This is a genomic window from Pseudomonas sp. LG1D9 (assembly GCF_002949995.1).
Classification (GTDB): Bacteria; Pseudomonadota; Gammaproteobacteria; order Pseudomonadales; family Pseudomonadaceae; genus Aquipseudomonas; species Aquipseudomonas proteolytica.
This window is the reverse complement of the sequence record NZ_CP026881.1, coordinates 4,300,877-4,314,795: the sequence shown is the minus strand read 5'-3', so window position 1 is coordinate 4,314,795 and position 13,919 is coordinate 4,300,877. Positions and strand designations below refer to the sequence as shown.

Here is a 13,919-nt window from a genome sequence, read left to right as displayed (position 1 = left end):
CGGTCAGTGCAGCAGCTTGCTGTCGAGCACCACGGACGATTCGCCGATCACGCTTTCAGCCAACTGCACAAACTCCTTGGTGCTGATACTGTCCAGGCGCATCAGCGCTTGGGTCAGGTCATCCAGTGAGCGCTTGTTGTGGGTTTTCAGGCGAATTTCGCGATCCAGTTCTTGCAAAACCACCACCGCCCGCGCCACCGTGGCACCGCTGACGTGCTCGCCACGCAAGGTCGTCACGCCCTTGCCATCCTTGCTCAGGCGCGCCTGGATCGCCACATAACGCTCATCGCTGATACCACCCGCGCGCCGCAGCAGCTCGATGGCGTAGTACTCCGAAAGCCCCTCACTGATCCAGTCACTGCCCTGGTGGTCGTTGAACCGTCCGATGGCTTGCACCACTTCGCGAATCAGCGGGCTGCTGCCGTTCTCGCTGACCAGCGGCGTGCGGCTATTGAGGTATACCGAATCGCGTGCGGCAAACGCGCCACGGCGCATTGGGTCGCTGGCGCCCACTACCAGCAGCTTGGCCGGGTGCCTGGGAAACGCCGCTTGCACCTGAGGCCAGACGAACGTCAGCAACGTCAGCACATCCATACGCCGCATGGCCTGGCCCTTGGGCGACGCCACGGTGACTTCGGTTTCGCCCAGGCGCACACGGCGGCTGCCCAGACTGCCGGCGAGCATCCAGCCAGTGGGCCGGTCGAACAGACGGGACACATTGTCGATACGGAATTTGTGCTTGCCGATCCGCGGCCAGGGCGTCTCGACGCTTTTCCACCCCGCCGGCAGTTCGAAGGTCAGCCGCGACACCAGTTCCACGCCATCCTGCTGGTCCAGACGGGCCGCCGGCACCAGGTCCTCGCCGCGAAACAGCGCCCAACTGGGGGTCATGCGTGATTCGTAGATACCGGCCTTGCGCGCATGGCTCAAGCGCACGCGGTAGGTCAGGCTGGCCTTGTCGGCGCCCGGCTGCCACAGGCCACGACTGGCCCCCGCGTCAGGCCTGACCTGCCACTGGCCGTCGGCCTTGAAATCGCTGTAGTCACCGTCGCGCCCCAAGTCGAAGTCCAGGCTGCGCACCGCCGAGCCCTGGGACAGGCTTAAACGGACTTCGGCCTGATCGCTCTGGGGCAAGAGTTTGACGTGATAGTCGAGGTCGACCTTTTTCGCCGACCACGCCGACGCGCTCAACCCCAACAACAGCAGGCTCACCGCCAGCTTGGCTTGGACCGTCATACGCTCTCCTTTTCAGCCTGCGCGGAAAATCAGGTAATCCTCCCAATCATCCTCGGGCACGCTGCCTTCGCTGAGCATGCGTCCGGACTGGGAAATGCGTTCGTGGTGCACGGCATCGCGATCACCGCAGACCAGGTGGTGCCAGAGCGGCAGGTCCTTGCGCTCACTCACCAGGCGATAGCCGCAGGTCGGCGGCAGCCATTTGAACTGATCGGCTTGGCCCGGCGTGAGCTGGATGCAATCAGGGACCGAGTCGCGGCGGTTAGGGTAGTCGGTGCACTGGCAGGTTTTCAGGTCCAGCAGTTTGCAGGCGATACGCGTGTAGTAGACGCTGTTGTCGTCTTCATCTTCGAGCTTTTGCAGGCAGCACAGGCCACAGCCGTCGCACAGCGACTCCCATTCCTCCTGGTCGAGGTGCTCAAGGGTTTTGCGTATCCAGAAAGGTTCGACTTTGGCGGCCATGGCTCTACATCAGTTTCGGTATGTTAAAAGGCCGCCAGTCTAGTGCCCAAGCCCCCTGGGGCCAAGCGCTTACGACTACCGGTAGGGCAAGACTTGTCAGGTACGCGGTGGCGCAGTAGCTTTGAAGGCCGGTTTTTTCCATCAGGATGCGCTTATGAGCACTGAAGCACGCGTTGCCGATTATCCGATCCACCCGCAGTTCACCGAACGTTGGTCGCCGCGTGCGTTTACCGGGGAAAGCATCCCGGAGGAAACCTTGCTGAGCTTCTTCGAGGCCGCGCGCTGGGCGCCTTCGGCCTACAACTCGCAGCCTTGGCGCTTTCTCTATGCCCGTCGCGATACGCCGGACTGGCAGCGCTTCCTTGGCCTGCTGAACGAATTCAACCGTGGCTGGGCGCAACATGCGTCGGCGCTGGTGATCGTGGTCTCGAAAACCGATTTTGCGGTGCCGGGCGCCAGCGAAGAAACCCCTGCCCTGTGGCACACCTTTGATACCGGCTCGGCCTGGGGCCACCTGGCGCTGCAAGCCAGCATCAGCGGCTGGCACACCCATGGCATGGCCGGTTTCGATCAGGAACTGACCCGCAAGGAACTGAAAATCCCCGAGGGGTATGCGCTGCATGCGGCGGTTGCCGTGGGCAAGCTGGGAGACAAGTCGACCCTGGCGCAATACCTCCAAGCCCGTGAAGCTCCAAGCCCGCGCCGGCCATTGAGCGAGTTGGTGGCCGCCGGGGACTTCAACCTTTAAGCCTGCCCCCCCCGCCGCTGACAAACGGCGGGGTGTCCAGCCCCCCATCAAGAAGGTTTAGCGACAAGGCCACTGTAGGCCACGCGCAGCGCCTCTTTATGCCTGTTATATGTGTCCATGACCACCGGCACCATAAACTCCAAACCCAGGGAATCCATATCCACCGGGTAAACTTTCTGGTCTTTGGCAGAGTACATAAAGTTCTTTAATTGCAGGTCATTGTGATAGATATCCTTGGCTTCCATTTGCGCCAATACATCATCCAGCAATGAGCGCGCCTCGGGTGGCAGGCCATTGCGCTTGAACATGCTGAGATCCACACCCTCGATCCGCCCCATTTTTATATATTTACGCCCATCCTCGATGATTACCCTGGCAAAACCCTCGCCGTAATATTTATTCAGCGATACCACTTCCGTATTGATGTACTTATCCGATGGCTTGATTGATGTAGGCCCCAGATCCTTGTAGACACTTTTGCCATCAAGGCTCGCGTAGATAATGCCCTCGCCACCTTGCCCGATCACAGCGCCCAGATCGGCTGCCACCGGCATCGGAGCAGCGCCCAACAGATTCAGGCGCTGCCATTGATCACCTTGTACGTGCTGGACCAATAGCGGCGTCTGCCGACCACGGTGATAGATCCGTGCCTGCACCACGCCCTCTTCGGTACGGGTGACTTGCCGAACCTCATACACAGCCGTCTCACCGGCACTGTCGGTATGGCGGATATGCGACAAGTGACCGTCAGCCGCAACATAGACCCCCTGGCTGTTGCGCGACAACCCGGCTATTTTCGAGGGCGCAACGCTGTACTCGACGAGCATCCTGTTGCCCAACTCGCTGCCCGGCGCGAGACGTGCCATGGCAAGCGTGCCGTCCACGGCCCTGGTCTGGGCCACAAAGTCCTGCAGAGGCCCACCATAGGCACGTAGCCTGTCGGCATCAAAGGCATACCATTTGCCGTTATGCAGGACGGCCCCTCCTTCGACACTGCGCCCTGCCACCTTGAACCTGCCGGTGGCCGCTGCGCCATAGTCGTTGCTGACAGCCTTCAACAGGTCATAGCTGCCGGAAGTGCCCCTGAGCCTATTGACCCCGCCGACACCTTTGGCGAGCCCTTTGCCGACCAGCCTGGCACCGCCGACGCTCAAGTCACCCAACCCGCCAAGCGGGTTCAAGGCGCCAATCGTGGCCGCACCAATGATCTTCGCTCCCTGCAAGGCCTTGGCCGTCCCGGATATGGCTGCGCTGCCCAACTTGCCAAGCTTTCCGGCGACGCCCGCGCCGGCAGTCAGGAAGCCAAAGATATCCAGCGCCAGGTCAAAGGCGCCCTCGCCATAGTTGCCCTGCTGGAAATTGACAATCGCCGAACGCAGCGGAACGAGGTTCAATAAAAACGTTTCAACAACCTTGGCCCTGCCCCGCTGTGCGTCCAGCGTGGTGTGCCCTCCCGCGTGTTCCTTTATCGCGGGATCATCAAGATCAAGGTGTTCGACAAATGCCTGCGCAATGTACTGAGTGCGTGCCGTCGCAAAACTATCAAGTAGCGGGTTACCCACGGGTGTTGTTTGTTCTTGTTGCTGGGCTTGGCTGGCGGCAGGTGTGAACGCCTTGGTCTCGCAGACCAGGTTGGCATTTCTGGAACGACGCTCCTCGGCTTGCCAGGGCTCAGTTGGTCGAATAGTGCCTTGGGCAAAGTTTATTTCGTACGCCGCGGTCTTTCCCTCGCGTTCGGTTTTTACCAGCAGCTCCACCCCCTTGGGATGATGGGTTTTATCGGAGAACCCCAGCCCTAGCGTATGGGATGAACGTTGATAGAAGGCGATCTTTCCATATTCAAAGTTCTTTCGGTCCTCCAGGGGAAGCTGCGCGATCAAGTGTTTGATAGCCGTGGTGACCGCCGCTTTTTTACTCTGGATGACGTCATTGAACTGCTGGTTGAACGACTCGGTTGTGCCAAACCGGTAGTTGGCATTCAACTCGGCCAGGGGGATGCGGCTGTCCGCCGAATAGAACAAGGCTGGAGAAGGCAGGTCCATCATGGCGATATCCAGCAACGAATGGAGGCCGACCAATCGGGTGGCCGGCGTTCCCGGCGCTCCTCGCGGGTAGCTTGTGGTGCTGATCAACCTTTCTTCAAAAAGCCCACCGAGATCGCCAAACCGTTGTTTGAGTTCGGCCAGCGCCAGTGCCTTTCGACTAGGGAGGGCCTGGTCCAATGACCGGCTGGCACTGATCATTTGCTGCTGGCGGGTGTTGAAGGTGTTCTGGAGGGTGTCCAGTTCTTGGACGGTGTAGCGTTCGTCCGCCTTGCGCACCAGCAGGCCATTGACCACCCCCCAGTCCACCAGCGCAGCCTGCTGTGCACGCTGGGTGATATCCGGATCAGCCAGCCTTGCGCGCTCGGCCTGCTGCATGACCTGCACAAAGGTCATGTTCGGTACTTTGCCCGGCGACTGGGCCTCGATGGTCGCCGCCGCAATCGCCAGGCTGGCCCAGGCCGAACTGCCATAGGTCACGCTGGCGGGGATGTCTTTGATAAGAAATTCGGGAGCCGCTTTGGCCAGCAACAGATAGGCGCCCACCCCGGCCATTTCCGGGCTGGTCTTGCCTCCAGCGCTCAGGTGCTCGCTCAACCCCGCTACCACCGTTGAAGCGGGTTGGCCCCAGCGCTTCTCGCTGGCCAGGTCGAAACCCGCCACCTTGTTGCGCTGGGGAGCGCCGATGGGCTCGGGATCCATCTGTACAGCCATGGCAGCCAGCAAATAGTCGCCGGCACTGCGGTCAGTGGCTATCCCGCCCATTTGTTGCTGCAGGTACTTCCCCAGCCGCTGCCCCTGGCTGGAACTGACCAGCGACTCCAGAGCCTTGGCGGGGTTGCCCAGCACAGGCGCGGCGACTGGCTGGCCAGCGTGCAGGAAACCCAACAGCCCCTTGCCTTGCCTGCCTTGTGGCTGCTCACCCAGATAACTCTGGGTCAACACGCCAAGTTTGCGCTGCTCAGTTGGGCTCAAGGGCACCGGCCAGGACAGCCCACCGCCAAAATCGCCAAGAGGGTGCTCCAGGGCTTTTTCATCCAGCGCCTGGGCCAGGCTGGTGAGATGAAAATGACTGGAGGGCAGGAATAAACCCAGATGCTTGATAAAGGCTGCCAAGGTGATGCTGCGACCGGTCTCCAGCGCATGGGACGACTCAGGGTCGATGCCCATCGGTGTGCTACCCAGTGCCGCCAGCACTGCCTGAGGCGCAGCGTCTACGCCCAATCGGGTGGCGACCTCGTGGAGCTTGCGCGCCAGGAGCTTGAGGTTTGCCTGGTCTGCCAGCCCGGCCCGCAGACCCGCCGGCTGCTTGGTTCGGGCCGGGATGACCTGGGCGCCTGCATCAACAGTGGTCGGATCAGGTTGCGGCTGCAGCGGGCGGGAAGCGTCAACGGCGCGATCAGCCGCAGGCATGAGAAGCGGGGATAGTGGCGGGGGAACAACGCGCAAAACGAGCATGGAGAGGCCTCCCTTCTTAAGGTCAGAGAGCCTCCCACTTTTGCCGCCAGCGATAAAATCAGATGGGTGCCACGCACTGTGTGGGGTTTTTCAATATCCCCGCTCGAAACTCACCTCGCCCCGCAGCGAATCCTTGGCCTGGTACGCCCGCAGGTTTTCGACAAACAGCGCCACCATCCTGCGCGGGCATGTCGGCGCGGAACTGTGGCCCGTCAGCAGCAACCCCCAGGCGGTCCAGAACGGATGGCGCTGGGGCAGTGGCTCCTGGCGGCAAACGTCGATCACCGCACCGGCCAGGTGACCTTCCTTCAAGGCCTCGACCAGGTCGGCATCCACCACCGCCACGCCACGCCCGACGTTGATAAACAACCCGGTCGGCTTGAACTGCTTGAACAGCGCTGCGTCGTACAGGTCGTGGGTGTTGGGCGTGTTGGGCAGCAGGTTGACCACATAGTCCACCTCGCCCACCAGGCGGCCCAGTTGATCCGGCCCGACCACCTCGATAAACGGTGCCTGCTCCCGGGCTTGGCTGGCGATGCCGTACAACTCCACGCCAAAGGGCAGCAGGAACTGCGCCACGCTCTGGCCGATATCGCCGGTGCCGACGATCAGCACCTTGCGCCCCGCCAGGCTCTGGCCCATGCGGTTGTCCCACTTGCGCTCGACCTGGCTCACCAGGCGCGCCAGCACTTCACGCTCGTGACCGAGCATATAGGTGAGCACGTACTCGGCCATCACCTGGCCAAAAATGCCGACGGCACGGGTCAGCCGATAATCCCGTGGCAGGCCATCGGCCAGCAGCGGCGTGATGCCGGCCCAGGTCGATTGCAGCCACTGCGGGTGATGGCCCTGGCGCAGCAGGGTTGCCAGCAGGTCCGGCTGGCCCAGCCACACCGGGCAATCGGCAGCCAGGCTCGACAATTGGGCCGAGTCGCCACTGGTCAGGACTTCAATATCCGGCGCCGCTTCGCGCAGCAATCGGGCGTACAGCGGGTGGTCCTGTTCTGCTATCAGAACGCGCATGGTTCAAACCTTTCAAAAACAGTGCAGGCGGCCACCGCCAGCAAACTGACTGCAGGGCTCGGGGCTCGCCAGGTCATTCGATTCAAACGTGTCCCGAACGGGACACTGGTCGATCACATCGGGTCGTTACGGCGCAGCAACTCTTCGGGCAGGTGTTCGATGTACTCGTCATCCGGCGGTGGCATTTGCAGGTGGTAACCCTGCTTTTCGAGGTTGGCCAGGACCGCCACGATATCCTCCTGCTGCAGCTTGCGTTCCGGCGTCAGTACCAGGTTGAACGCGTGTACCGGCTTGCCGAACACCGTCAGCAGGCCTTCGGGCACGCGCTCGAGGGCATCGCTCTTGAGCACGTAGAGGTACATGCCGGCGCGTTTCGGGCTGCGGTAGATGGAGCAAATATGTTTCAAGGCTGTTCTCCGGCAGTGGCCAGGCTGTCCAGCAGCGCCTGGCCCATCAACTCGCGGCGCCAGCCACGCAGCGAGTCAGGCAATTGGTAAGGCCCATCGGGGTAGCCGCTCTTGACCAGCGCCTCAAGGGTTTTCTTGCGCAGCATCAGTTCCGGGGCCATGTCCAGGCGTTCGGCGAAGGTCTGGCCCAGGGCGCGCAGTTGCTTGATCAGCACCGCGGCATCCACCGGCAACGGCTCGGGTACGGCCGGTGGCCATTGGTCCATCGGCACACTGGCGGCACGCTTGATCAGGCCCAGCAGAAACTCGCCGTCCTGGCGCACGGTGCGCGGGTGCATGTCTTCGATTTTGCCCAGGGCAGCGAGGTTATCCGGCTGCGACTTGGCCAGGGGCCATAGTGAGTGTTCGCGGATGATGCGGTTGCGTGGCAGGTCGCGGGCACGGGCCTGCTGCTCGCGCCAGGCGCACAGTTCGCGCAACACGGCGAGCTGGGCCCGGGACAGTTTCCAAGCCAGCTTGGCGTCGCGGTAGACCTCGTAGGGGTCGATTTCCCGGCGCAGGTTGGCCACCAGTTCGGCGCCATCTTCCAGGACCCAGGCGTACTTATCGTCGGATAACCGCGGACGCAGGAGCGTATAGACCTGCGCCAGATGCACCGCGTCTTCGGCGGCGTAACTGACCTGGGTCTCGGACAGTGGCCGCTGCAGCCAGTCCGAACGGGTCTCGCCCTTGGGCAACTCGATATCCAGCACCGCTTGCACCAGGCGCGAGTAGCCCATGGAGAAGCCGAGGTTCAGGTAGGCCGCCGCCAATTGCGTGTCGAACAATGGCACCGGCAGGCTGCCGGTCAGGCGCAGCAATACTTCCAGGTCTTCGCTGCAGGCGTGCACCACCTTGATCACCGCTGGATTTTCCAGCAGCGCGGCCAAGGGCTGCCAGTTATCGATGGTCAGGGGATCGATCAGATAAGCGCGTACACCATCCCCGATCTGGATCAACCCGGCGATGGGATAGAAGGTGTCGACCCGCATGAATTCGGTGTCGAGGGCGACGAATGGCAACTGCTGCCATTCGGCGCAATGCTGGCCGAGGCTATCGTTGTCGCAGATCCAGTGAATATCGATGGCCACACGGCTCTCCCTTGAAGAATGGCGCGCAGTATATATCGCCTGAGGGTCTTTCGAGCACCCGCAGTGTGCCAGCCATCATGAAAACTCTGACAGGAGACGAAGAATAGTCCGACGTGCGCGGCTTATCCTCTTTTACGCAGCACATAAACCCGCCACAAGGCCGAGCCGGGCATGAACTCTTGCTGGTTCAGCACCGTGAAGCCCGCCTGGCGGAACTCCGCTTCCACCTCGCTGCGATGGGCCAGTAAAGGTTGCCCCGCGCCTGCCGGGTGGCGTTGACGATGGCGGCTGTCGCTGTCTACCGAGACAATCACCGTGTCGCGGCTGACCCGGTGAAATTCGCGCAACAACGCCAGCCGCGCGTCAGCCGTGGGGACGTGGCGAAACAATTCCAGGCAAAAAATGCAGTCCACCGCGTTGGCCGACAGGCCGATGGAAAAGGCCGAGCCCTGAAACGTCTTGATCCGCCGCAGAAATGCCGCGCCATGGTGGCTCTGTGCATGATCGAGCATGACTTGGGAGGCGTCCGAGGCCAGGATCACGCGGTTGCTGTGCTCAGCCAGCACCGGCCAGAAACGCCCCGCCCCGCAGGCCAGGTCCAGCACCAGGCCGGGCTCCCCCGCCACCTTCAGGGCCTGGCGCACCAGGCGCTCATCGCGCCATAACCACAAGCGCCGCAGCAAACCAGGCGGTCGCGTGTCACCACAGACCCGAGCGTGGTCACGATCACAGCGCGCGGCGAATTCAGCCTCGATGGACGATAAGAGGGGTGGTGACATCACGGGACTCATGTAGATGAACCGGTCTCTACGGACACTGGAACTTGAGCTTAACCACCCCTGCGTGAAAAAAAGGTCGAAAGGCCATCGTCACGCCTGGTGCAGGTACCAACGCCAGTCCTGCTCACCCACTTCGCCCATGAACTGCCGGTACTCGGCCCGCTTGACCGCCAGGTACACGCCGAGGAACTCCTGGCCGAACGCCTCACGCGCCCAGGCCGAACCTTCCAATGCGCGCAAGGTGGTCAGCCAATCGGTGGGCAGCAACGCCTTGCCCTGGGCATAACCGTTGCCCGTCACCGGCGCGCCCGGATCGCGCTGCTCGCGAATGCCTCGGTGAATCCCCGCGAGAATGGCTGCCGCGGCCAGGTAAGGGTTGGCATCGGCGCCGCAGATGCGGTGTTCGATATGCCGCGAATACGCCGGCCCGCCTGGCACACGCAGGCTCACCGTGCGGTTGTCGACGCCCCAGGTGGCGGCCAGCGGCGCGTAGCTGTTGCTCTGGAAGCGGCGGTAGGAGTTGGCGTTGGGACAAAACAGCAGCAAACAGTCGAGCAAGGTACTGAGCATCCCGCCGACCGCCTGGCGCAACAATGGCGTACCGTCGGGCGCCTCGCTGGCAAACAGGTTGTTGCCGTCGGCATCCGCCAGGCTGACATGCATGTGCATGCCTGTGCCGGCCAGGTCGTCGAACGGCTTGGCCATGAAACAGGCCGTCATCCCGTGCTTGTGGGCCACGCCCTTGACCAGGCGTTTGTAACGCACCGCCTCGTCCATCGCCTGCAACGCATCGCTGCGATGCTCAAGGGTGATCTCCACCTGGCCTGGGGCGTATTCGGAAATTGCCGTGCGCGCGGGGATGCCTTGCAGCTTGCAGGCGCTGTACAGGTCGGCCAGAAACGGCTCGATCTGCTCCAGTTCCCGCAGGCCATAGACCTGGGTCGAGCGCGGGCGAGCGCCATCCACATCCCGCGCCGGTTGCGGGCGGCCATTGCTGTCGGGTTTCTGGTCGAGCAGGTAGAACTCCAGTTCCGCCGCCATCACCGGGTAATAACCGTCGGCCTTGAGCCCGTCGATGACCTTGGCCAGCAAGTGCCGGGGATCGGCAACCGTCGCCGGCAGGCCTTCCTCGGGGTGCATGCTGACTTGCACCGCAGCCGTGGGAATCAAGCGCCACGGCATGCGTTGCAAACTGCCGCTGATCGGGTAGGCACGGCAATCGATATCGCCCACCTCCCACACCAGACCGGAGTTTTCTACGTCATCGCCATTGAGGGTCAGGCCCAGGATGGTGCTGGGCAGCGGCCGACCGCTTGCATAGACCGCCAGCAGTTCATCACGGTGCAGCAACTTGCCCCGGGGCACGCCGTTGCTGTCGAGGATGAACAGTTCGAACATCTCGATATCGGGGTTGTGGTCAAGAAAGGACTGGGCTTCGTGCAGGTTGGCAAAGACGGTACTCATGGCAGCTCTCTTACGTTTGCGTCAGGCAGGCGCGCACGACGGCACGCCCTGGATGGGCATAGGTATCTACACAACTTTCAGAAACTGACGAACTCCCCCGTGGCGAGCGGGCTTGCCCCGCGCTGGGCTGCGAAGCAGCCCCAATAAGCCCGCCGCGTTTCTTCAGATAAATTGCGATAGGCGGGTTTAGGGCTGCTTCGCAGCCCAGCGCGGGGCAAGCCCGCTCGCCACAACTGCGCTATCTGCCTGGACCTAGGTGTTGCGGCAAAGTTGTGTAGATACCTATGCCTGGATGGGGGCAATCAGCGTAAGGGCGTGGTGTCTGGCGGGCGGGCGTGGCGGCAGTGCCACAGCGCCCAAAAGGCCAGTTCAGAGGGCAGTGCATCAGCACCCAACCGACATACCGGGCAGCAGGGCGCGATGGCGCCAGGCGAGGCCTCGGGGTGAGCGTCGGGGGAGCCGTCCATGCAGTGATCACAGTGAAGAGATGAGCACCAGCGTCACACGGTGCAATAAGTCGTTAAATTCACCCTTGATGGAGTTTGGATGCGACCTCACTAAACATTCAGAAGCGACTTACATCGTTTGCTGAATATTCATGCATAGCTCACAGCCGTCTACGCTGTTGGGACATTCACAAGAACGAGGGACGGGTCAATGAAGGGAATGCTCCGCGCCACCTGGCTGCTGTTGCTGTTGTGTGCCAGCCAGGCCCACGCCGCTACCGCGCAGGAACAGGACGCCCAGGCCGCCAAAGCGCTGCTGGAGAAGGCTCTGGCCTACTATCATGACAACGGTGACAAGGCCTTCGCCGCCTTCAGTCGCCAGGGCGAGTTTGTCGACAAGGACCGTTATGTGTTCGTGGTCGATACCAAGGGCGTGCTGCTGGCCAGTGGCGGCCCGTCATCGGCGTTGATCGGGCGCGACGTGTCCAAAGTGCTCGGCCCGGACCTGCGCCAGTCCTTCAAGGAAGCGCTGAACATTCCGGAAGGCAATGGCATCCAGCAGGCCGAATACCGCTGGCAGAACTGGAACGATGGCAAGGTTGAACGCAAGCATGTGTTCTACCAGCGCATCGGCCAGCACATCCTGGCCGTCGGCTATTACCTGCCCCGCGCCACGCCCGAACAGGCCAAGGCCCTGCGGGACAAGGCGGTCAAGGACCTGGAGAAAAACGAAGCGGGCACCTTGAAGGCAATCAACGCGCTGCAAGGTGGCTTCCTGCAGGACGACCTGTATGTGTTCGTGGTCGACCTGGATACCGGGCGCTACGTGGCCCATGGTACCGACCTGCGCCTGATCAACACCGACTTTGCCAAGGTCAAGGACCCGGACGGCAAGCCCGTGGGTGAGCCGATCCTGGCACTGATGAAGGAGCAGGGTCAGGGCGAATATGAGTACCGCTGGAAAAACCCGGTGACCGGCAAGGTGGAAGACAAGCATGCCTACCTGCGTAAGAGTGGGCATTTTCTAGTGGCAGTGGGTTACTACAGCCCATAAAGCGCCCGCGCTAAAGAATCCCCGTGGCGAGGGGGCTAGTCCCCCGTTGGGCTGCGCAGCAGCCCCAAAATATGCCACCCCGGTGTGTCAGATAAAACTCGGTGAGGCTTATTGGGTTGGGGCTGCTGCGCAGCCCAACGGGGGACGAGCCCCCTCGCCACGGGCGGGGTTCGCGCTTAATTGAGCGTCCTGGGTCGAAGCGTTTATCGCGCCTTGTCCTCACGCCCACGCAACAGGTGGTTGGGCATGGCAATCGCCGCCGCCAGCCCCAGCAGCGACACCGCCGCACTGATCATCAATAAACGCCGGAACGTACTCAGCAACTCCCCACGCAAAGCATCCTGCGCCGGGCCGGGCGCGGCATTGAGGCCATCGAGCAGGACGTTGCCGGAACTGCCTTCAGCCATCATCGAGCCACCGGCCAGATGGGCAATACTCGAATCCTGCAACAACGCCAGCAGCAAGGCCGACATGCATGCCACGCCGACCGCGCCACCCAGGGAGCGGAACAGGTTGGTGGTGCTGGTGGCGACGCCAATGTCGTGTTGGGCCACCGAGTTTTGCGTGCCCACCAGGGATGTCGGGAACTGCATGCCTGAGGCAATGCCACTGAGCACCATGAACAGGCTGCTCAAGACCAGGGACTGGGGTGCGCTGAAGGCCATGCCGAAGATCGCAATCGGCGTGAGCACTGCCCCGGCCAGGATCATGGGTTTGTAGCGCCCCGTCACCGAGGTCATGCGCCCGGCGAAGAACGCGCCCATGGGCAAGCCCATCGCCAGCGGCAGCAGGTGCAGCGCAGCGCTGTCGGCGCCGGCGCCCGTGACGCTCTGGTAGCGCAGGGGCATCAGTACGATCAGCGAGATGGCCTGGAAACTGGTGAAGAAAATCGTGCACCAGCACAGCACCGCGCTGCGGTTGGCGAACAGGTGCATGGGCAACAACGGCTCCCGCGCCCGGCGCTCGTGCCAGACAAACAGCGTCAACGCCACCAGGGCACATGCCAGCAGGCCCAGCACTTGATCATCGCGCCAATGATGGCCCTGGCCGATTTCGGTGATGCCCAGCAACAACGCCGTCAGGCCAACGATCATCAGCAGCGTGCCAAGGTAATCGATGATCGGCTTGCGCTGTGGCACCGGCAGCCCCACCAGGGTGCGATGGGCCACCCACCAGGCGCCCGCGCCCAATGGCAGGTTGATCAAAAACACCCAGCGCCACGACAGGTACTCGGTCATATAGCCGCCCAGCACCGGCCCGGCCACGCTGGCGACGGCGTACATGCTGCTGAAGTAACCCTGGTAACGCCCGCGCTCGCGGGGTGGGATGATGTCGCCGATGATCGCCTGGCTCACGGAAATCATCCCGCCCGCGCCAATGCCCTGGAGGATACGCGCCAGCACCAGTTGTTCCATGCTTTGCGCCATGCCACAAAACAGCGAGGCGACGGTGAACAGGCCCATGCCGATCAGCATCATGGGCCGGCGCCCGTACAGGTCGCCGAGCTTGCCGTAGATCGGCACCGCCACCGTCATCGCCACCATGTAGCCAGAGATGACCCAGGCCAGCAGGTTGACGTCGTTGAACTGGGCGGAAATGGCCGGCATCGACACCGCCACGATGGTCTGGTCCAGGGCGCCGAGGAAAATCGCCAACATCAGCGCGGCGAG

General features: G+C 62.4%; 11 protein-coding genes. 2 read left to right on the top strand and 9 right to left on the bottom strand.

The window, feature by feature from the left end; genetic code table 11:
• Positions 1 to 3: 3 nt before the first annotated feature.
• Both C5F71_RS20160 and C5F71_RS20155 read right to left on the bottom strand, forming a co-directional pair.
• Positions 4 to 1,236: a hypothetical protein gene (locus tag C5F71_RS20160; protein ID WP_070995101.1), complete on the bottom strand. Its 1,233-nt coding sequence runs from the start codon at positions 1,234 to 1,236 to the stop codon at positions 4 to 6.
• A 12-nt stretch (positions 1,237 to 1,248) separates the two neighbouring features.
• Positions 1,249 to 1,698, bottom strand: a complete 450-nt coding sequence (locus C5F71_RS20155) for a YcgN family cysteine cluster protein (protein ID WP_029292333.1) — start codon at positions 1,696 to 1,698, stop codon at positions 1,249 to 1,251.
• A gap of 154 nt (positions 1,699 to 1,852) precedes the next feature.
• Between C5F71_RS20155 and C5F71_RS20150 the strand changes: the two genes are divergently transcribed.
• Positions 1,853 to 2,446 carry a nitroreductase family protein gene (locus tag C5F71_RS20150; RefSeq protein WP_029292332.1) on the top strand — a complete coding sequence of 198 codons (594 nt, stop codon included), beginning with the start codon at positions 1,853 to 1,855 and terminating at the stop codon, positions 2,444 to 2,446.
• A 47-nt stretch (positions 2,447 to 2,493) separates the two neighbouring features.
• On the opposite strand, the gene C5F71_RS20145 is transcribed toward C5F71_RS20150, so the two are convergent.
• From C5F71_RS20145 to C5F71_RS20120, 6 genes are all read right to left on the bottom strand, one after another.
• Positions 2,494 to 5,901 (bottom strand): hypothetical protein, encoded by a 3,408-nt coding sequence (locus C5F71_RS20145; protein WP_104911804.1) that lies wholly within the window; start codon positions 5,899 to 5,901, stop codon positions 2,494 to 2,496.
• 135 nt (positions 5,902 to 6,036) lie between these two features.
• Positions 6,037 to 6,969 carry a D-2-hydroxyacid dehydrogenase gene (locus C5F71_RS20140; protein WP_104911803.1) on the bottom strand — a complete coding sequence of 311 codons (933 nt, stop codon included), beginning with the start codon at positions 6,967 to 6,969 and terminating at the stop codon, positions 6,037 to 6,039.
• A gap of 113 nt (positions 6,970 to 7,082) precedes the next feature.
• Complete coding sequence (locus C5F71_RS20135) at positions 7,083 to 7,376, bottom strand: YcgL domain-containing protein (RefSeq protein WP_029292329.1); 294 nt, start codon at positions 7,374 to 7,376, stop codon at positions 7,083 to 7,085.
• On the bottom strand, positions 7,373 to 8,506 hold the full coding sequence (gene rnd, locus C5F71_RS20130; RefSeq protein ID WP_070995099.1) for a ribonuclease D: 1,134 nt from the start codon (positions 8,504 to 8,506) through the stop codon (positions 7,373 to 7,375). The genes C5F71_RS20135 and rnd overlap by 4 nt, the downstream gene beginning before the upstream one ends.
• 122 nt (positions 8,507 to 8,628) lie before the next feature.
• Positions 8,629 to 9,285 (bottom strand): class I SAM-dependent methyltransferase, encoded by a 657-nt coding sequence (locus tag C5F71_RS20125; RefSeq protein ID WP_104911802.1) that lies wholly within the window; start codon positions 9,283 to 9,285, stop codon positions 8,629 to 8,631.
• A gap of 90 nt (positions 9,286 to 9,375) precedes the next feature.
• Positions 9,376 to 10,749: a glutamine synthetase family protein gene (locus C5F71_RS20120; protein ID WP_104911801.1), complete on the bottom strand. Its 1,374-nt coding sequence runs from the start codon at positions 10,747 to 10,749 to the stop codon at positions 9,376 to 9,378.
• A gap of 657 nt (positions 10,750 to 11,406) precedes the next feature.
• Between C5F71_RS20120 and C5F71_RS20115 the strand changes: the two genes are divergently transcribed.
• A complete protein-coding gene (locus tag C5F71_RS20115; protein WP_104911800.1) occupies positions 11,407 to 12,249 on the top strand; it encodes a cache domain-containing protein in 843 nt (280 codons plus the stop codon).
• 203 nt (positions 12,250 to 12,452) lie between these two features.
• Here C5F71_RS20115 and C5F71_RS20110 read toward each other — a convergent pair whose 3' ends face one another.
• A complete protein-coding gene (locus C5F71_RS20110; protein ID WP_256588163.1) occupies positions 12,453 to 13,907 on the bottom strand; it encodes an MDR family MFS transporter in 1,455 nt (484 codons plus the stop codon).
• Between the last annotated feature and the right edge of the window lie 12 nt (positions 13,908 to 13,919).